This is a genomic window from Haloarchaeobius marinus, assembly GCF_051207415.1.
GTDB lineage: Archaea > Halobacteriota > Halobacteria > Halobacteriales > Natrialbaceae > Haloarchaeobius.
The window spans coordinates 215,775-237,693 of record NZ_JBPKGD010000001.1; the positions used below are offsets into that span (position 1 = coordinate 215,775).

Below are 21,919 nucleotides of genomic sequence, written 5' to 3' on the forward strand. Positions count from 1 at the left end.
GACGTTCAGGCGGGACCGGGGTGAACCTTTCCCCGAAAGGTGGTCGTCGCCCAGCGCACCGCTCAGTCGGACTCCAGCAGCGCCGGCAGCAGGTTCACGTCGTCGAGGATGGCCTCTGCGCCGTAGGCGACGAACTTCTCCTTGCCCGAGACGCCCGTGAGACCCCCGGTGAGGACGCCGATGCCGCGGTAGGTCCTGCTCGGGTCCTCCTCGGCCGCGTTGCGTGCGGTCTTGACGTCGTCTACGGTGTCGCCGACGAACGCGACGGCGTCGGCGTCGAAGCGCTCCGCGAGCGTCACGAGCGCGTGGGGGTGCGGTTTCCCCTCCTCCCAGTGGTCCATGGTGAACCGGTGCTCGTCGGGGACGTCGAGTCCGACCCGTTCGAGCGCGATGTCGGCCTCGGCGTTCGGGCGGCCCGTGACGACGCCGACGTTCCAGTTCTCGGTGAGCGCCGTGACCGTCTCGGGGTCGACGAGCACCGGTTCGTCCTCGATGTAGCCCTCGCAGTCGAGGTCCGGCTCTGCCCCCTCGAGTTCCCGGTAGCGGTCGCTCCCGAGGTAGAGTTGCTGGAAGACCGCCCGGAGTCGCTCGGTGTCCCACGCCTCGCGGACCGCCTCCAGTGCGCCGGCCCCGAGCCGGCTTCCGACGACGAGTTCGGCCGACTCAAGCCCGCCGCCGTGGTCGCGTATCGCGTCGGTGAACGCCGAGATAGACAGCGAGAGACCCTCCCGCGTCGCCAGCACGTAGAGCGCCGCGGCGTAGGTGAGCTCCCAGTCGTTGTTGAACCCGCCGGCGTTCTTGAACGCCTGCACGTCCTCACGGTCGATGGTCTCGCCGTAGACGCGTTCGACGGAGTCGACGATGGCTCGCCTGTAGGAGTCCGCCACGTCCACGAGCACCCCGTCGACGTCGAGGACGACCGTGTCCACCTGCATGGAACGCATTCCGTCCCGGCGGGTAATGGGCCTATCGGAGGACGGTGCCGAGTTCCGGCCTACCGCACGTCGGGACGGGTCGTCGCCACGAACAGCGTCTCGCCGGGGATGGTCTCGGGTGCCGCCGGGACCGTCGCCGGGTCGCCCCCGAGCGTCGTGAAGTAGAACGCGGCGTCGTGCCGGCGGGCGAGTTCGTGGACGGGCCGCTGGAGTTCCGGCGGGCAGTTCAGCGCGTACAGCGCGTCCGCGTCGGCGTAGACGTCGGCCTCCGGTCGGGTCACGTCGTCGCGGACGAAGCCCACCCCGTCGGGAACCACGAACTCGTGGACGTCGGTCGCCGTCACGTCGACGCCACGGCGCGCGAGGCCGGCCGCGACGTCGGTTCGACGACCGATTCCGACCTCGACGAGGCGGTCGAACTCGCCGAGGCGGTCCACCAGTGCGTGGGTCGATTCGACTGCCACGGCGGGATATTTATGCAGGGGGCTACCTAACGGTTTCTCATGCTCGTCGACATCGTCCCCGTGGGGGACGTCTCTGCCGCAGTGAAGCGAGCGGCGTCCGAGGGACTTCGGTCGGTGTACAACTGTGACGTGTCGGTTCACGAGCCACAGTCCGTCCCGGGCGGTGCGTACGACCCGAAGCGAAACCAGTACTCGGCCGAGGAGTTCATCCAGCTCGCGGAACGAATCGGCTCCGGTGAGAAGAACATCGCCGTCACGCCGAAGGACCTGTTCTACCGGCGGCGAAACTACGTCTTCGGTCTCGCCTACCTCGACGGGAGCGGGAGCGTGGTCTCGACCTACCGCCTCCAGACCTCGAGCGACGGGGGCTTCTCGAACAAGAGTTCCGACGCCATCTTCGAGGACCGGATCCGCAAGGAGATCGTCCACGAGATCGGCCACACGCTCGGACTGGAGCACTGCGACAACAAGCGATGCGTGATGAACTTCTCCCCGACGGTCCGCGAGGTCGACGTGAAGGAGGAGAACCTCTGTGGCACCTGCCAGCGCCACGTCCTCTGACCGGGCGTCGTCCGGATACGAGTGACCGCCTCGGCCGCCGTCAGGCCGAACGCGTGGCCCGATACCGTTCGACGCCGGCCAGCAGGAGGAACACCAGCGCGCCGACGAGCGGGAACAGTTGTTCTGCGATGCGGTTCGGCAGGACGTACTTGGCGATGGAGACGGCGAACTTCGTCCAGCGTTCGACGACGGTCGCGTCGTCGACCGCGGTCGAGAACTCCGATTCGACCGCCGACGGGCCGGCGTCGCTCCCGTCGGACGCGCTCGGCTCGGACGGTTCGATGCGGTCGGCCTCGTAGGGAAGCGTGCGCAACTGGACCTCCCAGACGACGGTCCCCTGCTCGTCCACCTCGACGACGCGGTCGTTGTACGAGTCCGTGACGAGCGTGTGTCCGTTCGAGAGGCGGTCGCCGTCGCGGGGCCAGTCGAACACGTCGCTGCCGCCGGCGGTCCACGTCACCGAGCCGTTCGGTCCGAACTCGACGATGCGGTCGTGTTCGCTGTCGGCGACGAGCAGCGAGTCGTCACCGAGTCGGTCCGGGTTGTGCTGTTCGTACAGCGGCCCCGCCTCGTCGGCGTGGTAGGCGTTCGGACCGACGACGGGTTCGACGCGGACGTCGCCGTCCTCGACGTGGAGTTCGGCGACGGTGTCGAAGTTCCGCAGGCTGATCTGGAAGACGCCGGGTTCGATCCGGTCCACGTCGTTGACGTGGGTCCAGTCGCCTTCGGGGCCCATCCCGTCGGGGCGCTCGTAGTCGTCGGTCGCGTTCCACTCCCAGAGCGTCTCGCCGGCGTTGTCGACCGCGAACACGCGGTCGTTGCCCATGTCGACCAGCACGTAGCGCGACTGGCCGTCGACGACGTACCGGTCGGCGTCGTGGAGTTCGTGTTCGTGTTTCTCGACGTCGTACCAGGCGTACTCCCAGACCACCTCGTTCGTCTCCTGGTCGACGTGCTGGAGGGCGTTCCGGACGCAACCGTCGTAGCCGTCGGTCGCGTACGGGTCGGGACACTCGGCGTCGGGTACCGTCGTCGCCGTCGAGACCTGAATCGTCGAGTCGTTCACCGCCTCGACGTCGAACACGTCGTCGGGGGCGTCGTACTCCCAGACGACCTCCCCGTCGGGCGTCACCTCGATGGCCCGACCGTCGTCCTGGTAACCCTGCACGCCGACGAGCGTGTTCGACCTGGGCGACTCCGTCTGGACGGCGACCCGCGGTTCGGTCGGCGTCACGACGTACCCCGCGACGGCGACCGCGAGACAGAGGACCGCCAGAAGCGCGAACAATCGGGCGCGTCCGCCGGTCGTACCGAGGGCGGCGGCTGCTGAACGAAGACCTTGCACGCTCCTCCCTACTGCGATGGCGCACCTTAGGGCTTCGATTCGGCTCGACCGGTCCTACGGCGCGTAGTAGTACTCGCCCTGCTCCTTCTGCTGTTTGTCGAGTTGCGACCCGGGTTTGTTCACGCGCGGGCGCTTCGTCCGCTCGTCGCGGCGGAAGGTCACGTCGAGGTTGGCGAGGAACTCGTTCATACCGGACCGCATCCCCTGGGGCGTGCCCGCGTGCCCGTGCTCGGCGGGTTCGCCGTCGAAGACCAGTAGCCGGTCGGCGAGCAGGTCTATCATGTAGATGTCGTGGTCGATGACCATGACCGTCGCGTCCTGGGCCTCGGCGTAGCGCCGGATGGCCCGGGTGGCCTGGACGCGCTGTTCGACGTCGAGGTGTGCCGACGGTTCGTCCAGCAGGTAGAGGTCGGCCGACTCGGAGAGACAGGCCGCGATGGCGACGCGCTGGCGCTCGCCGCCGGAGAGGTCCTCCAGGTTCTGCTCCATGATGCGTTCGAGCTGGAGCGGCTGGGCGATCTCGGTGTTCCAGTACGAGGAGCCGAACTGGTCGGTGATGGACTGCAGGAACACGTCGACGCGCATCGGCTGGTCTATCTCGACGTACTGGGGCTTGTAGGAGATGTCGAGTTCGAAGTCCAGCTCGCCCGCGGTCGGGGAGAGCGACCCGTTGAGCAGTTTGGCGAACGTGGACTTCCCGATGCCGTTCGGCCCGACGATGCCCAGCACCTCGTTCTCGTGGACGGTGCCGCCGTCGACGGCCAGCGAGAACTCGCCCTCGCCGTAGCTGAGTTCGAGGTCGGGGTACTCGACGAGCACCTCGCCGCGCTCGACGGTCCGGGGCGCGTGCTCCTCGAACTCGATGGCGTTCGGCCGGATGCGCATGTTCTCGTTGTCGAGGTAGCCCGCGAGGTACTCGTTGATGCCGTTGCGAACCGACTTCGGCGTGGTTACGACACCGTACGCGCCGGGTTCACCGTAGGCGACGTGGAGGTTGTCCGCGAGCAGGTCGAGGATGGCCAGGTCGTGCTCGACGACGAGCATCGACCGGTCGCCGTCGGACGCCAGGTCCCGGATGAGTCGTGCGGCGGTGACGCGCTGGCCGATGTCGAGGTACGGCGTTATCTCGTCGAGGAAGTAGAAGTCGGCGTCGCGCGCGAGCGTCGCGGCGATGGCGACGCGCTGGAGTTCGCCGCCGGAGAGGTTGTCGATGTGCTGGTCGAGCACCGGTCCGATGTCGAGTCGCTCGACGACGTCGTCGAGCGCACCCCGTTCGTCGGTCGAAGCGAGCAGGTCGCTGGTCGTCCCGTCGAACTGCCGGGGAATCTGGTCGACGTACTGGGGCTTTCGCGCGACGGTCACGTCGCCGTCGCGGAGGTCGCGCAGGTACTCCTGGAGTTCCGTGCCGCGGTAGCGGTCGAGTATCGTCTCCCAGTCGGGTTCGGTGCCGTACTCGCCGAGGTTGGCGCGCATCTCGCCCGCGAGGATGCGGACCGCCGTCGTCTTCCCGATGCCGTTCGGCCCGAGGATACCGGTCACCCGGCCCTCCTGGGGCGCGGGCAGGCCGTACAGCGAGAAGGCGTTCTCGCCGTAGCGGTGGGCCGGTTCGTCCTCGAGTTCCTGTGGCAGGTTGATTATCTCGATGGCGTCGAACGGGCACTTCTCGACGCAGATGCCACAGGTCTCGCCCAGGCAGATCTCCTCGGAGATGCGCACCTGGTCGGGCTTTCCCTCCATGGCGTCCTCGCCCCGGAGGGTGATGCACTCCTTGCCCGTGCGGTTCGGCGGGCAGAAGTTCTTGCACTCGTAGTTACAGCGGTCTGGCTGGCAGCGCTCCAGGTCGACCACCGCGATGCTATCCTCGGCCATGGGTTATCCTGTGTGCTGTGCCGTGAGCATGATGCCCCACGTCACGAACCAGAAGGAGAAGGTCATGAACGCGATGAACAGGAAGTCCTTCGCGCCGAAGTCGTCCTTGTAGACGCCGAGGAGTCGTTGCAGGAGTGGTTGTATCGCGATAGCGACGACGACGACGAGCTGTGCCGTCTGGTCTGACGCCGCCGCTGCGGCCGTCTCCGCCCCCGCGGTGAGCATCGCCGAGACGAACGCCGCCGCGACGCCGGCCCCTGCCGACAGGGCAGTCCGCGTCACCGTCTCGAAGTGCTGACTCTCCGCACTACCGGTGTCGGAGTCAGCTGTATCGGTAACCATGTTCGTGGGTCCGTGAGCGCCGGTAAAAAGGCGTTCGCTTGTCGCTCGTCGGAGACAGGTTCCCCGGGTCGACGCACTTCAAGCACCCAGCCGTTGGGGTCAATCTTTATGGGCGTGGCAGTTTTCGATTCGTAACGATGAGTACATCCGGGGAGGAACTCGAGGAGCTACCGCCCAGCGCGAAGCTCGTGTACAAGGTACTCGAATACGACGGGCCACTCACGCAGAAACAGATCGTCGAGGAGTCGATGCTCTCCGCGCGCACCGTTCGCTACGCGCTCGAACGGTTGCAGGACATCGACCTTGTCAACCAGGACGTCTACTTTGCCGACGCTCGACAGAGTCTCTACGAGATAGAGGAAGCGGTCGCGGCGGACGGCGGCGACGCCGAACCCTGCTGCGCGGAGTGACCGGCCGGACAGTTCTGGGCTGCCGTGGTCGCTAGCGACTGAACACAGCCTCGACCGCGGCGGCTCCGTTCACCCGATAGCACCGGAGCGACGGCCACGCGCGTCTTCCCTCGGCCGGACACTGGCCAGGGATGACCGACGGGACTCGGGCGGCGACGCGTTCGACCGGGGAGTCGACCCGAGTCGAACCGCCTTTGCCCTCCCGGCCCGCTTGTCGGCGCATGAACTACAAGCGAATCGCGGCGGTGCTCGCGTTCCTCGTCGTCGGGAGCGTCGTCGCCGGGACGTTCCAGGCGACGGAGATTCCGGGGATGTCGGAGGCCCAGCGGACCGCCCTCGGCATCGCCTTCTCGACGCCGGTCGGCATCGCCGTCTTCGCCCTCGTCGGCGAGACGTTCGACGTGGACAGGTACCTCGAAGAGCGCTCGCTTGCGGCGAAGTTCGGCGACCTCGTGTTCGTCGAACTCGCCGCCATCATCGTCGCGCTGGCGACGGCGACGGCGCTGGAGGGGTTCTCGCCGAGCATCGCCGGCTGGGGTGGCGCTGGCGTCGGCTACTTCGGCGCGTTCTTCACGTTCCTCTGGCGGGCGAACGACTACGTGGTCCGGCCGGACGACGAGGAGTAGGGCGGGCAGGCAGGCCCGACCCGAAAGCTCATTCCGGTGCCGGAAGCCGGAGACGTATGGAACGACGTGCACTCCTCTCGCTCGGTGTCTGTCTCGCCGGTGGCTGCCTCGGTGGCGGGTCGTCAGACCCGGCCGCGTCGGACACGACGGCGAGTGCGACGGACACATCACCAGTCTCGACCCTCCCCCAGGGCGTCCCGACGCCGTCCGAGGACTGTACGGTCACGGTGCCCGGTGAGGTGTACCCGACGCTCCCGTCGTCGCTGACCGAGTCGAGCGCGACAGGATTCGCGGTGCAGTACGAGAAAGCGTACGGCCGAGACGACCTGCAGACGGACCCCGACGTCGACGTCTCCGGGTTCGACGGGTCGCACACGTCCGTCGGCGACCGACTCGATTCGGGGTTCGTCGTCCGGGCCGAGGTCTCTCTCGACTTCACGGAAGACGGCTACGGTACTCGAACGTTCGCGGGGAGTACCGTCTCCACGGGCTGGTACTACGTCTCGACCTCCTTCGCCGCGCGTGCGCCCAACGCCGACGGCACGCGACCGACGTTCGGCTGGGAGGTCGTCGCGTGTGACTGACGTCGGGCGTCTTCAGGCCGTGTGAACCGTGATGGTCTGCTTCCGGTCGATGGCGCGCTCCAGTTCCTCGGCGATGGCGGACCCACGGGAGACCTGCACCTCGCCGCCCCGTCCAACGGTGGCGGTGAAGAGGTAGTCGCCGCCGGCGCGGACCTCGACGGTCTCGCCGGTGTGGCCGTCGACCGGGACGATGACGTGCCGGGACGTTATCTCGGGCGTGACGAGCTGGCCGGCGTCCTCGGCCGTGTCGCCGCCTCCGCCGTCCCCACCACCCGAGCCACCGGTCCGGTAGTCCGGGTTCTCGTCGTGGGTGCGGACGTCGATGTCGATGCCGAGGCGGTTCTCGATGTCGGTGATGCGCCCGCCGCCCTTGCCGATGACCGCGGAGATGTCGTCGTCGTCGACGTAGACGACGGCGGTGTTCTGCCCCTTGAGGTCGACCGAGACGTGCCCGCGGGCGATGGAGCGTATCTCGCGTTCGATCTCCTTCTTCGCGATGCGGCCGACGCCGGTGTCCTCGTCGCCGTCGTCGGTGAGGGGGACGGTGACGACCTGCCGGTTGAACGTGTAAATCTCGTACTCCGGCTTGCCCGTCTCGAAGTCCTCGATGATGATGACGGGGCGGGCGAGGTCCTCGGCGGTGAGTCCGTGGGGCACCTTGACCTCGGTGCGGACGTCGTACACCTTGGCTATCTGGCCGGCCTCGATGTAGACGACGGTGTCGACGACCTGGGGTATCATCCCGAGTTCGACGCGACCGACGAGGCGCTGGAGCGCGTCGATGGCCCGCGTCGCGTGGACGACGCCGATCATGCCGACGCCGGCGAGGCGCATGTCGGCGAACACCTCGAAGTCGTTGGTCTTGCGGACCTCGTCGTAGATGGTGTAGTCGGGCCGGACCATCAGGAGGGCGTCGGCCGTGTTCGCCATGTCGCCGTCGAGTTCGGTGTACTGCGTTATCTCGGGGCCGACGTGGAGGTCGCGCGGTTTCTCCATCGTCTTGACGGAGTAGTCGTTGTGCGCGATGAACCGGGCGACGGCCTGTGCGAACGTGGACTTCCCGGCGCCGGGCGCACCCGAGATGAGGACGCCTCGCTGGTGTTCGAGCAGGCGCTCTCTGAGTTCGTCGGCGTGCTCGTAGTCGTCCATGTCGGTCTGGGCGATGGGTCGCACCGCCGTTATCTCGATGCCGTCGGCGAACGGGGGTCGAGCGACCGCGATGCGGAAGTCGCGGAACTGGACGATGTCCATGCCGGTCCGCGAGAGTTCGAGGAAGCCGTCGGAGGACTCCTTGGCGGCGTTGATGACCTCGGCCGCGTACTCCTCCATCGTCTCGTCCGAGAGCGGTTCGTCGGCGATGTTCTGGTAGTGCATGTCGCCGAGTGCGCCGCGCTTCGCCATCGGCACCGCGTCGGACCGGAGGTGGACGCTCATCGTCTGGTCGTCGAAGTAGTTCTGTATCTGCAGTCGCTCTATCTCCCGCGCCTCGGGCGAGAGCACGTCGACGTCGAGCCCCTTCGCTTTCGCGACCTCGGCCTGGACGACGTCGCTCGTGAGGAACGTCGCACCGAGGTCGGCCGCGAGGTCCCTGATGAGCGCGTCTATCTCGCCTTCCGCGGCGTGACCACGCTCGACGGCGTCGGGGCGCTCCCCGACGTACTCCAGTTCGATGACGCCCTCGTCGGCCAGGGCGGCGAGACGCTGGAGTTCCTCCAGCCCCTGCCAGCCCGTATCGAGCCCCTCGTTCGCCTGCGATTCCAGCTCTGCGACGACGGCTTCGGGGACCTGTATCGTGGCCCCCTCGTACTCGCCGTCGTCGACTTTCTCGGACACGCGGCCGTCGATGACCACGCTCGTGTCCGGTACGACGTTCATACTCCTATCTACGGCCGTCACGGTTCATAAGGGCACGGACCCACGGGCGTCCCGTCCCGGACTCCGGCAGGCCGGGCGGGCAACGGTTCCGTCGGGTACCGCCGGGTACTGGTCAGGTACTCGTCCGTTGCTAACCTTCTTGCCCGGCGAGCGAGTGAACCGACCATGGACGAACTCACCTCGCTCACCCGCGACCTCGTCTCGATTCCGAGCCACGACGGGGAGGCCGCCGCCGGGGACTTCCTCGAACGATGGCTCCGTGAGCACACCGACGCCGACGTGACCAGGGACGGCGCGGGCGACGGGTCCCGTGGCGGCAACGTCGTCGCCCGGCGGGGCGGTGACGGTGCGGCGGACGCCGACCGGACGCTAGCCCTCGTCGGCCACCACGACGTGGTGCCGCCGGACGAGTCGCAGGTCGACGACGACGGCGGGTACGTCGTCGCCGAACGGGGCGGCCGCCTCTACGGCCGTGGAACCGCCGACATGAAGGGGGCAGACGCGGCGATGCTGCTCGCGTTCCGCGACGCCGAACTGCCGGCCGACCCGTCCTGCGAACTCGTCTTCGCCTCCTTCGTCGGCGAGGAGGTCGGGGGCGTCGGCGCACGCGCCGCCATCGCGGACGGCTTCGCTCCGGACTGGGCGCTCGTCGCCGAGGGGTCGACGGGCTACTCCGAACCCGGCGTCCTCGACGTGGTGGTCGCGCACAAGGGTCGCCGGGGGAGCACCGTCACCGCCCGGGGGAGCGCTGCACACGCCAGCGAACCCGATGCTGGCGAGAACGCCATCTACCGCGCCACGGACGCCGTCGACGTGCTCCGGGGCGTCGACTGGCCGACGGTCACCGTCGCCGGCGAGGAACTCTCGGGGAGCGTCGTCGTCACCGAGATCGCCGGCGGCACGGCGCTGAACGTCATCCCCGAGCGCTGTGACGTGACGGTCGACGAGCGCACGGTTCCCGGTGAACGCGCAGACCTCGGGGCTGTCGAGGCCGTCGAGGGGGTCACCTGGAACGTCGACCAGGACCTCCCGCCGATGCGCTGTTCGGACGACGCCTTCGCCGACGCCGTCCTCGAAGCCGCCCGGGGGGCACAGGACGGGGCCGGCGAGTTCGTGGTGAAGCCCCACGCGACCGACGCTGGCTGGCTCGCGGCGGCCGGGACCGCCTGCGTCGTCTGCGGTCCGGCCGAGCAGGGCGAGGCACACACGGCCGACGAGAGCGTTCGTCTCGACGTGCTCTCGACGTGTTACGAGACGTACCGTGGGCTGGCCGAGACGTGGCCGCAGTCGAACCACGGGTGACCCCACCGTGTGGACCGTCGACACGGAATGGGGAAGTTCATGTGTTCCGATTCGAAACACTCTCGCATGGCAACGGAAGCCGCCTCGCAATCGGACACCTACCAGGAGTTTCTCGCGACCGTCAAGCGCATCTCGAACGTGGGGAGCGCGCAGGGTCTGCTCAACTGGGACCAGGAAGTGATGATGCCCGAGGAGGGGACGCCCGCCCGGTCACAGCAACTCTCGGCGCTCTCGGCCCTCAGCCACGAACTGCTCACCAGCGACGAGATGGCCCAGTACCTCGACGACCTCGAGGACGCCGACCTCGACGCGGGCCAGCAGGCCGTCGTCCGCGAGGTCCGACGCAAGCACGAGCGCGCGACTCGCGTGCCGACGGAACTGGTCGAGGAGATCTCCCAGACCGCCGCCGAGGCGCATCCGACGTGGAAGGAGGCACGAGAGGAGGACGACTTCTCCACCTTCGCACCGACCCTGGAGAAACTGGTCGACCTCAAGCGCCAGTACGCCGAGCACATCGACCCCGACGCCGACCCCTACGAGGTGCTGTTCGAGGACTACGAACCGTACCTCGGGCTGGACACCGCCGAGGAGACGCTGGAACGGCTCCGCGAGGAACTCGTCCCCCTCGTCGAGGCGGTGCGCGAGTCCGACGTCGACCTCGCGACGCCCTTCGAGGTCTCCGCGAGCGAAGCGAGCGGAGGCTCGGAAGACGTCACGTCTTCCGGTGGCGAGTTCGACCCCGACACGCAGGAGGAACTCGCCCGCGACGTGCTCGACACGCTCGGGTACGACTGGGACCGCGGCCGCCTCGACACTGCGCCGCATCCCTTCTCGACCGGCACGCAGTTCGACGCACGCGTGACCACCCGGTTCAACCCCGCCGACCCGCTGGGCGCGCTCACCTCGACCATCCACGAGTTCGGCCACGCGACGTACACGCTGGGCCTCCCGGACGAGCACTACGCCACGCCGCTGGGCGAGTCCCGCGACCTGACCGTCCACGAGAGCCAGAGCCGCCTCTGGGAGAACCACGTCGGCCGGTCGCTCCCCTTCTGGGAACGGTTCCTCCCCGTCATGCAGGAGCGCTTCCCGCAACTCGACGACGCGACCCCGCGGGACGTCTACGAGGCCGCCAACACCGTCAAGGAGGACAACCTCATCCGCGTCGAGGCGGACGAACTCACCTACCACATGCACATCGTCGTCCGCTTCGAGGTCGAGCGCGAACTCATCGCCGGTGACCTCGACGTCGAGGACGTCCCCGAGGTCTGGAACGACAAGTACGAGGAGTACCTCGGCATCCGTCCAGACACCGACGCCGAGGGCTGTCTGCAGGACATCCACTGGAGCCACGGGAGCTTCGGCTACTTCCCGACGTACTCGCTTGGGTCCGTCCTCGCCGCACAGCTCTACGACGCCGCCGAGGACGACCTCGGCGACCTCGACGACCGCATCCGCGAGGGCGAGTTCGACGACCTGCACGAGTGGCTCACCGAGAACGTCCACCAGCACGGCTGTCTGTACACGACGGACGACCTCGTCCGCGAGGCGACCGGCGAGTCGTTCACCGCCGACCACTTCGTCGACTACGTGACCGAGAAGTACGGCGACCTCTACGACCTGTAGGTCAGACTCCGACCTCGCTTTTCTGCCCGGGCGGGCGACCCCTCGTCGTCGGGGACAAAGTTAGTAGTGCCAGCTACGCAAACCCAGAGACATGGACCGAATCAACCCGGCGACGGGGGAACACGTCGAGACGGTCGAAGAGCACACCGACGACGAGGTGGACGAACTGCTCGCCCAGGCGGCGGACACCTACGAGTCATGGCGCGAGGTGCCGATGAACGACCGTCGGCAGCTCATGCGCGACGCGGCGGACGTCCTGCGGGAGAACGTCGACCGGTACGCGGAACTGATGACCGTCGAGATGGGGAAACCCATCTCGCAGGCGAGAGGCGAGGTTCGCAAGTGTGCCTGGGTGTGCGAGCACTACGCAGAGAAGGCGCCGGAGTACTTGCAGGACGAGGTCGTCGGCGGTGCAGAGCACGCGACGACGTACGTCCACCACGAACCCATCGGGCCGGTGCTGGCGGTGATGCCGTGGAACTTCCCGTTCTGGCAGGTGTTCCGGTTCGCCGCGCCGAACCTGGTCGCGGGGAACGTCGGCCTGCTGAAACACGCCTCGAACGTCCCGAAGTCCGCGCTGGCCATCGAGGAGGTGTTCGAGGAGGCCGGCTTCCCCGACGGGGCGTTCCAGACGCTGCTCGTCGGCGGCTCGAAGGCCAACGACGTCATCCGCGACGACCGGGTCCGGGCGGTGACCCTGACCGGGAGCGAGTTCGCGGGCAAGCAGGTGGCGTCGACGGCGGGCGAGGAACTGAAGAAGACGGTGCTGGAACTCGGTGGCTCTGACCCGTTCGTCGTGCTCGACGACGCCGACGTCGAGGCGGCGGCAGAGACGGCGGCGTCGGCCCGCCTGCAGAACAGCGGGCAGTCCTGCATCGCGGCCAAGCGCTTCGTCGTCCACGACGACGTGTACGACGAGTTCCTGTCGGCGTTCGTCGACGAGATGGAGTCGTGGACCGTCGGCGACCCGATGGACGAGTCGACGGACCTCGGCCCACAGGCCCGCGAGGACCTGCTGCAGGACCTCCACGAGCAGGTCACGGAGAGCGTCGAGGCCGGGGCCGAGTGTCTCGTCGGCGGCGAACCGATGGACCGCGAGGGCTACTTCTACCCGCCGACGGTGTTGACCGACCTGCCGGCCGACGCGCCGGCGGCCTGCGAGGAGACGTTCGGTCCCGTCGCGGCCGTCTTCCGCGTCGACAGCGAGGACGAGGCCGTCGAGGTGGCGAACGACTCGCCGTACGGACTGGGCGCGTCGGTGTGGACGGCGGACCTCGACCGGGGCGAGCGCGTCGCCCACCATATCGAGGCCGGTGCGACGTTCGTCAACGAGATGACGAAGTCGGACCCACGCCTGCCCTTCGGCGGCGTCGGCATCTCGGGCTACGGCCGCGAACTCGCACGCGACGGCATCCGCGAGTTCACCAACCGCAAGACGGTGTGGGTCCAGAGCGCCGACGCCGAGTGACCGAACCGGTCGCGGCGATTCGGCACCGATAAACCCGACTGGTGTCACGTGACGGCCATGAGCAGACAACGCGACATCACTCGTGCGAACTGGGCGCTCGCAGCGACGGGCCTCGTCTTCGCGGCGGCCATCGTCGCGGTCGTCGTCACCGGCGCGTCGGTCCCGGCGCTCGGACTCGACGCCGGGGACACCCGCATCGCGGTCATCGGCGCGTTCCTCGTCGCCGTCGGGACGGTCTACGCGACCTTCGCCGAGGCGTACACCGTCTGGCTGGCGGCGCGGGTGGAGGGCGTCGACGACCTCGACGCGGTCGAGGTCGCGAGCGAGGACGTCGCCCAGCGCCGCCGTGGTGCACTGTTGATGGTTTTCGGCGGACTCGTGGTCTTCGTCTTCGCGTTCGTGTAGGGACCTGCCGAGGACAGTCGATTTATTTCGGTGCCGCTCCCTACAGATGGTATGAACGTCGTCACGCTGCTCCCGTCGGCGACGGAGATCGTCTTCGCGCTCGGCGTCGAACCCGTGGGCGTCTCCCACGAGTGCGACCACCCCGCCGCAGCCCTGGACGTCCCGTCGGTCGAGTACAGCCACGTCGACGCGACGGCGGCGACCGCCGAGATAGACCGGCAGGTCCAGACCGCCCAGACGGAGCACGGGAGCGTCTACGGCGTCGACGTGGACCTGCTCGACGACCTCGACCCGGACCTCGTCGTCACGCAGGGCGTGTGTGACGTCTGCGCCGTCGACGAGGCGCTGGTCGAGGCGGCCGTCGACCGCATCGACGCGAACCCCGACGTCGTCACGACGGACCCCCACAGCGTCTCGGACGTCCTCGACGACGTGCTGACCCTGGGTTCCCTCCTCGACCGCGACGACGAGGCCGAACGCCTCGTCGAGTCGCTGCAGACCCGCGTCGACGCCGTCGCCGACCGTGCCCGGGCGTGCGAGCACCGGCGCGTCGCCGTGCTCGACTGGACCGACCCCGTGATGGTCGCCGGTCACTGGGTGCCCGAACTCGTCCACCACGCCAACTGCGAGTACGGCATGGCCGCGCCGGGCGACCCCTCCCGTCCCCGCGAGTGGGACGACGTCCGTGCCTACGACCCCGACGCGCTCGTCGTGGCACCCTGTGGCTTCGACCTCGCCCAGACCCGGGCGAACCTGTCGGACCTGACCGACCGACCCGGCTGGGCGGCGTTGACAGCCGTGCAGGACGACGAGGTGTGGGCCGTCGACGGCAACCACTACCTCAACCGCCCGGGTCCACGCGTCGTGGACTCGCTGGAGCACCTGGCCGGCGTCCTCCACGACGAGTTCGAGACGCCGCCGCCGGACGTGGCGACGAACCTCTCGGAACTGGCGGCCGTCCGGTGACGGTCGGCCACGCCGTCCATCCGGCGGGAACCAGAGTTACCGTCGTCCGTCACGAACCACCGACCGATGACACGACGCGCGGCCATCCTCGACCTCGACGGCACCGTCTGGCGCGGTCACCAGCTGATACCCGGCGCGGACGAGGGCATCGCAGCACTCGAGGACGCCGGCCTCCGGATTCACTTCGTCACCAACAGCACCGGCGTCGACCGGGAGACGTTCCCCCGGACTCTGGAGTCGCTCGGCATCCCGGGCGACGTGGGCGGTCTCTCGACCTCCGCCTCCGCCACGGCGACGTACCTCGCCGAACACCACCCGAACGCGACGGTGTTCGTCGTCGGGTCGGACGTGCTCCGCGGCGAGGTGCGACGGGCGGGGCTGGCCGTCGTCGAGTCGGGACCGGCCGACGTGGTCGCCGCCGGCAAGGCGCTGGACATCGACTACGACCTCCTGACGGAGACGCTCCGGGCGTTCGAACCCGGGACGCTGTTCGTCGCCACGAACACCGACCGGACGATTCCGACCGAGGACGGACTGAAACCCGGTGCCGGGTCGACCATCGGCGCGATAACGGGGATGACCGGGCGCGACCCCCTCGTCGTCGGCAAGCCCTCGGAGCACATGGCCGATGCGGTGACCACGCGCCTGGGCGTCGACCCGGGGGAGTGTCTCGTCGTCGGCGACAACCTCAGAACGGACATCCTGATGGCCGAACGCGCCGGCATGGAGTCGGCGCTGGTGCTCTCGGGTGCGACGAGTCGCGAAGAGATCGGTGGGTCTGGCATCGACCCGGACCACGTCCTCCAGTCGCTGGGCGACGTGGCGTCGATACTGTGAGCCGGGGTCAGTAGCCGAGGTTGTCCCGGACGAGCACGAGCGTCGTCCGCCCCGCCTCGTTCTCGCGGCGGTAGACGAACTGCTTGGCGACCGCGGAACCGACGCCGTAGGCGTCCTGCGCACGGGCGTCTTCGAGGGGGTACGCGAACTCGTCGAGGCGCTCGAACGCGGCGTCGAGGTCCGCGACTATCTTGTTCACGCCGGAGACGAGCACGAGGTTGCCGGCGGCGAAGGGGTACGCGCCGACCCGACTCCCCGAGGCGTCGGCCGCCACGAGTTCGCCCGTCTCGGCGATGGCGTTGACGCTCCCGAGGAAGTAGTCCGCGGTCTGGGCCTCGCGGCGGAACTGCTGTCGCTCGTCGTCGTCGTCTATCTCCCAGACCTGCCCGGCGAGGTTCTCCCAGTCGTGGTCGCCGTCGTCCAGGTACTCGACGAAGCCGATCTCCTCCAGCGTCGTGGAGTGGCCGTTCATCACCGAGACGTCGTCGGGAATCTCCGAGACGACCGCGTCGAGGGCCTCCTCGGCCGTGTCGACCACGACCACGTCGAACCCGCGGGATTCGAGGTTCTCGACCGTCTCCCGTACCGTCTCCTCGTCGGGGAGTCGGTCGTACGATTCGTCCGCCGATACCGTCGTGAGGTACTCTGCTTTCTCTGACATGGCTGTCGCTGTCGGATGGTGGAATCGCGGCGGCGCGAACCGCCGCCGCCTCGCACCCGGTACTTGTGGCCGGCCAGGTATAACTGCTCTCGGACGTCGACGTCAGCAGGTTACGGCGACGTCACGACACCGGGTCACACACCGTGGTCCTCGACGAACTCGACGACCCGTTCGACGCCGACGAAGCCCTCCGCGAGGGTCGCGACCTGCTCGCCGTCGCGGAACAGCACGAGGGTCGGGACGCTCCGGACGTCGAAGCGGTCGACCAGCGAGATGTCGTCGCCCGGGTTGACCATCGCCACCGTGGCGTCGGTCACCCTGGCGACGGTCCCGAGCACCGGTTCCATCGCCGCGCAGGCGCTGCACCCGGACGTGTACAGTTCGAGGAGGACGAGGGGTTCCTCGGCGAGGAGGTCGTCGAGTTCCGCGCCGTCGGCCAGTCGGACCGGTTTCGCGTCGCTCTGTGCAGCCATGTCCACGGGTGGGTGCCCGACGACCGTATATCCTTTCCGTCGGGCGGCGGCGGCCGACCCGGCCGGGTCAACGATACGCCAGCACTGCGGCCGCGAGGTCGGCCCACGCCGCAGTCGCGAGCGTCGAGTCGCCGGCCATCGACAGGAAGCCGTGACAGGCCGCCGGGTAGTGGAGACGCTCGACGGGTACCCCGGCGTCCGAGAGCGCCCGTGCGTACGTCGTCCCGTCGTCACGGAGGGGGTCGACGCCGGCCGTCACGACGACGGTCGGCGGGGCGTCCCCGTCCACCCCCGCCGTCAGGGGGGAGAGTCGCCCGTCGTCGGCCGGTATCGACCCGCCGTCGCGGTATCGCCGCCAGAACCACTCGAGGTCGGCACGGGTCAACAACGGAGCGCCGGCGTGCTCCTCGTGGGCCGGCAGGCCGAGGTCCGGGTCGAGCATCGGGTACAGGAGCACCTGTGGAGCGAGCGTTCGACCGGGGGCGTCGACCCGCCGGCGTGCCATCGCGGCGAGGTTCGCACCGGCGCTCGACCCAGCCACGCCGACGCGCCCCGGGTCGACGCCGAGGTCGGCCGTCCCCTCCAGCACCCACTCGACGACGGCGGCCACGTCTGCGACGGCGGCCGGACACGGGTGCTCCGGGGCGAGCCGGTAGTCGACGGAGACCACGACGCTCCCGGTCCTGGCCGCGAGTCGACGCGCCAGGTCGTCGGCCGAGTCGAGCGTCCCGAGGACGAACCCGCCCCCGTGTGCGAACACCAGCGCGGGTGCGGGCCGGTCGAGGGCCGGCGGCCGGTACGTCCGGACCGGCACGTGGGAGTCGCCGTCGCGGGGGACGCGCCGGTCGACCGTCTCGACGCCCGGCACCGCGTCGCTGGAGAAGCGGTCGTCCTCCAGCCGTCGGGCCTCGGCGACGCCGAGTTCGTGCCAGCGAGGGTGGTCCGGGAAGTCCGCCACCGCCTGCCGGAGTTCCGGGTCGAGCGCGTTCACCACCGGTGCTTCGGACAGTGGCGGGTTAAGGGTAGGTGTCGATGCCCTGCTCGGGAGCGCCGTCTCGCGGTGACGTCCGCGACTCCCCGGCCGGTGACTGCGGGTGCGTGGCGGCAGTTTTATCGCATCAACTGCCTTCGTTCCAGACAGCTCCGTATGTCTCATCTCGTCACACCGGACGACGGCGACGACGTCCATCGCGTGCTCGACGTCGACGGGTCGCTCGTCGAGGGGGCGTCGGTCCCGTTGTCGGACGACGGCCTGTTCGACCTCTACGAGGACCTGAAACTGGCGCGTGCGTTCGACCGGAAGGCCGTCTCGCTCCAGCGCCAGGGTCGGATGGGGACGTACCCACCCATCTACGGGCAGGAGGGGGCGCAGGTCGCGAGCGTCCACGCGCTCGACGACGCCGACTGGCTGTTCCCCAGCTATCGCGAGACGGGTGCCATCCTCGCCCGCGGCGTCCCGATGGCGGCGAGCCTGGAGTACTGGATGGGCTCCGAGGCCGGCAACGCCGCCCTGGGGGGCTGGAACGTCTTCCCCGTCGCGAACCCCATCGCCACGCAGGTGCCCCACGCCGTCGGGCACGGCTGGGCGTCGTCGCTCGACGGCGACCGGCGCGTCTCGCTCGTCCACTTCGGCGACGGCGCGACCTCGGAGGGCGACTTCCACGAGGGGCTGAACTTCGCCGGCGTCTTCGACGCGCCCGTCGTCTTCTTCTGCAACAACAACCAGTGGGCCATCTCGGTCCCGCGCGAGCGCCAGACCGCGAGTGCGACCATCGCACAGAAGGCGAACGCCTACGGGTTCGAGGGTGTCCGCGTCGACGGGATGGACCCGCTTGCGGTCTACCAGGTCACGCGCGACGCGGTCGAACGGGCCCGGTCCCCGGGCGACGCCCCGGCCCCGACGCTCGTCGAGGCCGTCCAGTACCGCCTCGGCGCGCACTCGACCTCCGACGACCCCGGCGTCTACCGGGACGAGCGACGCACCGAGGAGTGGAAGCGGTACGACCCGGTGCCGCGACTGGAGTCGTTCCTGCTCGAGACCGGTCGTATCGACGAGGCGGACGTCGAAGTCGTCGAGGCCGACGTCGACGACCGAATCGACGCAGCGATCGAGACGGCAGAGTCGTTCGAACCCGACCCGGACAACATCTTCGAGTACACGTACGCGGACCGCCCGGGGAAACTGGACCGACAGCGCGAGTACCTCCGGCACCTCCGGTCGGCGTTCGGCGACGACGAACTGCTGGAGGACTGACTCAGTCGTCCGCGGCGGTCGCCTCGACCGCGTCCGTCTCCGGTTCGTACTCCTTGAACGCGGACGCGACGAGCAACGGGACGACGAGGGTCGCCTCGGCCTTCACCTCGACGTGGTTCGTGGCCTCCTCCTTTATCTTCCCCCAGGAGACGGCCTCGTCCGGCGGCGCGCCCGACAGCGACCCGTCGCCCTCGACGCCGGTCGAGACGTACACGGCGTAGTCGGCGCCGCCGCGGAACAGGTTGGTCATGATGGCGTGGTGCTTGGGGATGCCGCCGCCGAGGACGACGAGTCCCGTCTCGTCCGCGAGCAGTCCCTCCTCGATGAGGTCGTCGTAGTCCTGGAGTATCTCGATGCCGACCTCGCTGTCGTAGCCCTGCCTGTAGTAGTAGAGGAAGTTGCCGACCTCGGCGTCGGTCAGCGCAGGACAGAAGATGGGGATGTCGTTGTCGGCGGCGTTCTTCAGGATGGAGTGCTCGTCGTCGAGCGTCGCGCCGAGTTCGCGGGAGAACTCGACGGGCGTCCGCAGTTTCTCCTCGGCGAAGAAGTCCTCGAAGAAGTCGTTGAGGTACTCCTCTAGCCAGACGTACCGGTCCGACGGCACGAAGATGTTGCCCAGGCGGTTGATGCCCCGTTCTCGCATCTTCGCCTCGTCGACGTCCCACTGGCCCATCTTGAACGGCTTCTCGGTCTTGATGACGTCCTCGGTGATGGACCCGGAGGTGGTGATCATCACGTCGACGAGGTCCTCCCGGCAGAGGTACGCGAGCGTCTCCCGCAGGCCCGAGGAGACGATGTTCGACGTGTACGTGCAGTAGATGGTCGCGCCCTCGTCGCGCATCCGTTTCACGATGTCGATGGCCTCGGCGAGGTGTGTCGCCTGGAAGCCGGTCGTCTCGTAACTGGCGAGCATGTCGCCGAGGTCGAACTCCCCGGTGAAGTCGTAGCCCCGGACGTCCGGCGTGTCGAGTTCCTCGTCGGACCCCGGAATCACGTTGTCCTTCGTGTCGTCGGTCATGTGGCAGGAATCGTCCCCGACAGATAAGAGCCTTACACTTGTACTCGGCCTATGGACGTCGCTATCGTGGTGTACGACGGGTTCGACGAACTGGACGCCATCGGGCCGTACGAGGTGTTCCAGACGGCGGGGGAACTCGGGGGCGACCTCGGTGCCGAACTGGTGACGGTCACCGAACCGGTGACCGTGACGGCCAGTCACGGCCTCCGGCTTGAACCGGATGGCGCACTCGAGGACGTGGACCCGGACCTCGTCCTCGTCCCGGGCGGGGGCTGGAACGACCGAGAGTCACCGGGTGTGCGCCGCGAGTTCGACGACGGGACGATACCGGACGTGTTGCGGACGCTCGCGCCGGAGACGCGCATCGCGAGCGTCTGCACCGGCGCGATGTTGCTCGCGGCCGCCGGCCTCCTGACGAACCGCCCGGCGACGACGCACCACACCGCCATGGACGACCTCTCCGTGTTCGCCGACGTGCAGGAGTCGCGTATCGTCGACGAGGGCGACGTCGTCACCTGTGGTGGCGTCACCGCGGGACTGGACCTCGCACTGTACATCGTCCGGCAGGAGTGCGGCGACGACGTGGGCGACGCCGTCGCCACGGAGATGGAGTACGTCCCCCGGGTCTGAGTCGCCCGGCTACCACTCCGTCAGCGCGCCCGGCCCCTGCATCCGCCGGAGCGAGACGAGGAACGCGAGGACGCCCGTCATCGCCGAGGCACCGCCGACGAAGAACACCCAGTGCATCCCGGGGCCGGCCATGAGGTACCCGCCGAGCAGTGGTGCGAGCACGCTCCCGGGCCGCCAGACGAGTTCCCGCACGCCGAAACTGGAGGCGACGCCCGCACCGTCGCTGCCCTCGTCGGCGAACAGGGCCATGCTCGCCGGTTCGCGGAACGAGTCGGCGACGCCCAGCAGCAGGTTCAGGCCGACGAGGACGGGGAACGCCGCCGACAGCGTCCCGAAGACGGGATAGCTGGCCGGGAGTCCGAGCCACGCCCCGAGGTACGGGGAGAACGGCACCAGCACCGCGACGGCGGCGTACATCGACCCGCCGAAGAAGACGAAGAAGGACCGCCCGAACCGGTCCGAGAGCCGGCCGGTGTACGGCTGGAGGAGCATGTTGGTCGTCTTCTCGGAGACGAGGACGAACCCGACCGCGAGTTCGCCGTAGTCCAGTCCGCCCCTCGCCGCCGCGACGCCGGCGTAGATGAGTATCCACGTCCGGACGAGCGTCACGGCGACGGCGTACTGGGCGCGAAAGCTGGTCAGGGTGAGGATGCGCCCGTTCACCGCCAGGTCCGAGAAGGGAAAGCCCTCGATGCACGTCTCGTCGGGGTCGAGTGTGACCCACAGCCAGACCGACACCGTGGCGAGCAACACGACGATGACGGCGTAGATAGTGGTGAACCCGAACCGGTCGTAGAGGTACCCGGCCGAGAGCGCCCCGACGATTGCGGCCGCGAACCGCCAGGCGTTCGCCGTCCCGATGCGACTCGCCCATTCGTCGTGGGCCGACCGCTCCCCGACCAGCGAGAGCGTCATCAGGCCGGACCCGGTGAGGGCGACGCCCTGGACGCCCCGGGCGACGACGAACTCCAGGCTCGCACCCTCGAAGACGGAGATGGCGGCGAACCCGGCGTAGGCGACGATACCGATGCCGAGGCTGAGCACGAGCATCGTCCGCTTGTCGTACCGGTCGCCACCCCACGCCAGCGGGACCACGGCGGCCGTCTGGGCGAGGGTGAACGACGTGGTGAACAGGCCGACCACCAGTCCCGAGGGGTTCCAGAGGTCGATGTAGGTCGGCAGCAGCGTCAGCAGCGTCGTGAAGCCGAAGCCGCTCCCGAAGCGAGTGAGGTAGAGTGCGTAGAACTGCGTCTCGTCGTCGGACACGC

Annotated in this window: 23 protein-coding genes; 12 read left to right on the forward strand and 11 right to left on the reverse strand. The window is 68.7% G+C overall.

What is annotated here, in order from left to right:
- Positions 1 to 62: 62 nt before the first annotated feature.
- Both ACSC1W_RS01160 and ACSC1W_RS01165 read right to left on the reverse strand, forming a co-directional pair.
- Positions 63 to 935: a TIGR01548 family HAD-type hydrolase gene (locus ACSC1W_RS01160; protein WP_435344667.1), complete on the reverse strand. Its 873-nt coding sequence runs from the start codon at positions 933 to 935 to the stop codon at positions 63 to 65.
- 59 nt (positions 936 to 994) lie between these two features.
- Positions 995 to 1,399: a UPF0146 family protein gene (locus tag ACSC1W_RS01165; RefSeq protein WP_435344669.1), complete on the reverse strand. Its 405-nt coding sequence runs from the start codon at positions 1,397 to 1,399 to the stop codon at positions 995 to 997.
- A gap of 39 nt (positions 1,400 to 1,438) precedes the next feature.
- Between ACSC1W_RS01165 and ACSC1W_RS01170 the strand changes: the two genes are divergently transcribed.
- Positions 1,439 to 1,960 carry an archaemetzincin family Zn-dependent metalloprotease gene (locus tag ACSC1W_RS01170; RefSeq protein WP_435344671.1) on the forward strand — a complete coding sequence of 174 codons (522 nt, stop codon included), beginning with the start codon at positions 1,439 to 1,441 and terminating at the stop codon, positions 1,958 to 1,960.
- A 40-nt stretch (positions 1,961 to 2,000) separates the two neighbouring features.
- Here the strand turns inward: ACSC1W_RS01170 and ACSC1W_RS01175 are convergent, their stop codons facing one another.
- From ACSC1W_RS01175 to ACSC1W_RS01185, 3 genes are read right to left on the reverse strand one after another with little or no spacing between them, the layout of a single operon-like run.
- Positions 2,001 to 3,305, reverse strand: coding sequence for a hypothetical protein (locus ACSC1W_RS01175; protein ID WP_435344673.1), 1,305 nt, complete (start codon positions 3,303 to 3,305; stop codon positions 2,001 to 2,003).
- 54 nt (positions 3,306 to 3,359) lie between these two features.
- Positions 3,360 to 5,174 (reverse strand): ribosome biogenesis/translation initiation ATPase RLI, encoded by a 1,815-nt coding sequence (locus ACSC1W_RS01180; RefSeq protein ID WP_435344675.1) that lies wholly within the window; start codon positions 5,172 to 5,174, stop codon positions 3,360 to 3,362.
- A 3-nt stretch (positions 5,175 to 5,177) separates the two neighbouring features.
- Complete coding sequence (locus ACSC1W_RS01185; protein WP_435344677.1) at positions 5,178 to 5,516, reverse strand: EMC6-like membrane protein; 339 nt, start codon at positions 5,514 to 5,516, stop codon at positions 5,178 to 5,180.
- 137 nt (positions 5,517 to 5,653) lie between these two features.
- Between ACSC1W_RS01185 and ACSC1W_RS01190 the strand changes: the two genes are divergently transcribed.
- From ACSC1W_RS01190 to ACSC1W_RS01200, 3 genes are all read left to right on the forward strand, one after another.
- A complete protein-coding gene (locus ACSC1W_RS01190) occupies positions 5,654 to 5,926 on the forward strand; it encodes a winged helix-turn-helix transcriptional regulator (protein ID WP_435344679.1) in 273 nt (90 codons plus the stop codon).
- A 221-nt stretch (positions 5,927 to 6,147) separates the two neighbouring features.
- A complete protein-coding gene (locus ACSC1W_RS01195) occupies positions 6,148 to 6,552 on the forward strand; it encodes a hypothetical protein (RefSeq protein ID WP_435344680.1) in 405 nt (134 codons plus the stop codon).
- 56 nt (positions 6,553 to 6,608) lie between these two features.
- Positions 6,609 to 7,136 carry a hypothetical protein gene (locus tag ACSC1W_RS01200; protein ID WP_435344682.1) on the forward strand — a complete coding sequence of 176 codons (528 nt, stop codon included), beginning with the start codon at positions 6,609 to 6,611 and terminating at the stop codon, positions 7,134 to 7,136.
- Positions 7,137 to 7,148: 12 nt separating this feature from the next.
- On the opposite strand, the gene ACSC1W_RS01205 is transcribed toward ACSC1W_RS01200, so the two are convergent.
- Positions 7,149 to 9,011, reverse strand: a complete 1,863-nt coding sequence (locus ACSC1W_RS01205; RefSeq protein WP_435344684.1) for a PINc/VapC family ATPase — start codon at positions 9,009 to 9,011, stop codon at positions 7,149 to 7,151.
- Between the two features lie 165 nt (positions 9,012 to 9,176).
- Between ACSC1W_RS01205 and ACSC1W_RS01210 the strand changes: the two genes are divergently transcribed.
- From ACSC1W_RS01210 to ACSC1W_RS01235, 6 genes are all read left to right on the forward strand, one after another.
- A complete protein-coding gene (locus ACSC1W_RS01210) occupies positions 9,177 to 10,313 on the forward strand; it encodes a M20 family metallopeptidase (RefSeq protein ID WP_435344685.1) in 1,137 nt (378 codons plus the stop codon).
- A gap of 66 nt (positions 10,314 to 10,379) precedes the next feature.
- Positions 10,380 to 11,939: a carboxypeptidase M32 gene (locus tag ACSC1W_RS01215; protein ID WP_435344687.1), complete on the forward strand. Its 1,560-nt coding sequence runs from the start codon at positions 10,380 to 10,382 to the stop codon at positions 11,937 to 11,939.
- Positions 11,940 to 12,030: 91 nt separating this feature from the next.
- Positions 12,031 to 13,407, forward strand: a complete 1,377-nt coding sequence (locus ACSC1W_RS01220) for an NAD-dependent succinate-semialdehyde dehydrogenase (protein WP_435344689.1) — start codon at positions 12,031 to 12,033, stop codon at positions 13,405 to 13,407.
- 57 nt (positions 13,408 to 13,464) lie between these two features.
- Entirely contained in the window at positions 13,465 to 13,812 is a 348-nt protein-coding gene (locus ACSC1W_RS01225) for a hypothetical protein (RefSeq protein ID WP_435344690.1), read from the forward strand.
- Positions 13,813 to 13,863: 51 nt separating this feature from the next.
- Complete coding sequence (locus ACSC1W_RS01230; RefSeq protein ID WP_435344691.1) at positions 13,864 to 14,778, forward strand: ABC transporter substrate-binding protein; 915 nt, start codon at positions 13,864 to 13,866, stop codon at positions 14,776 to 14,778.
- 66 nt (positions 14,779 to 14,844) lie between these two features.
- A complete protein-coding gene (locus tag ACSC1W_RS01235) occupies positions 14,845 to 15,615 on the forward strand; it encodes an HAD-IIA family hydrolase (RefSeq protein ID WP_435344693.1) in 771 nt (256 codons plus the stop codon).
- Between the two features lie 7 nt (positions 15,616 to 15,622).
- On the opposite strand, the gene ACSC1W_RS01240 is transcribed toward ACSC1W_RS01235, so the two are convergent.
- The 3 genes from ACSC1W_RS01240 to ACSC1W_RS01250 form a co-directional block, all read right to left on the reverse strand.
- Positions 15,623 to 16,276: a lactate utilization protein gene (locus ACSC1W_RS01240; RefSeq protein ID WP_435344694.1), complete on the reverse strand. Its 654-nt coding sequence runs from the start codon at positions 16,274 to 16,276 to the stop codon at positions 15,623 to 15,625.
- 134 nt (positions 16,277 to 16,410) lie between these two features.
- The gene (locus ACSC1W_RS01245) at positions 16,411 to 16,749 is read right to left on the reverse strand and encodes a thioredoxin family protein (RefSeq protein WP_435344696.1); all 339 of its coding nucleotides are present in this window, start codon (positions 16,747 to 16,749) and stop codon (positions 16,411 to 16,413) included.
- A gap of 67 nt (positions 16,750 to 16,816) precedes the next feature.
- Complete coding sequence (locus ACSC1W_RS01250; protein ID WP_435344698.1) at positions 16,817 to 17,740, reverse strand: alpha/beta hydrolase; 924 nt, start codon at positions 17,738 to 17,740, stop codon at positions 16,817 to 16,819.
- Positions 17,741 to 17,896: 156 nt separating this feature from the next.
- Here ACSC1W_RS01250 and pdhA point away from each other — a divergent pair, with 156 nt between their 5' ends.
- Positions 17,897 to 19,003, forward strand: coding sequence for a pyruvate dehydrogenase (acetyl-transferring) E1 component subunit alpha (gene pdhA, locus ACSC1W_RS01255; protein WP_435344700.1), 1,107 nt, complete (start codon positions 17,897 to 17,899; stop codon positions 19,001 to 19,003).
- 1 nt (position 19,004) lies between these two features.
- Here the strand turns inward: pdhA and ACSC1W_RS01260 are convergent, their stop codons facing one another.
- Positions 19,005 to 20,021, reverse strand: a complete 1,017-nt coding sequence (locus ACSC1W_RS01260) for a deoxyhypusine synthase (protein WP_435344702.1) — start codon at positions 20,019 to 20,021, stop codon at positions 19,005 to 19,007.
- 51 nt (positions 20,022 to 20,072) lie between these two features.
- Here ACSC1W_RS01260 and ACSC1W_RS01265 point away from each other — a divergent pair, with 51 nt between their 5' ends.
- A complete protein-coding gene (locus ACSC1W_RS01265) occupies positions 20,073 to 20,651 on the forward strand; it encodes a DJ-1/PfpI family protein (RefSeq protein ID WP_435344704.1) in 579 nt (192 codons plus the stop codon).
- 9 nt (positions 20,652 to 20,660) lie between these two features.
- Here the strand turns inward: ACSC1W_RS01265 and ACSC1W_RS01270 are convergent, their stop codons facing one another.
- Positions 20,661 to 21,917: an MFS transporter gene (locus tag ACSC1W_RS01270; protein WP_435344706.1), complete on the reverse strand. Its 1,257-nt coding sequence runs from the start codon at positions 21,915 to 21,917 to the stop codon at positions 20,661 to 20,663.
- Positions 21,918 to 21,919: the final 2 nt, after the last annotated feature.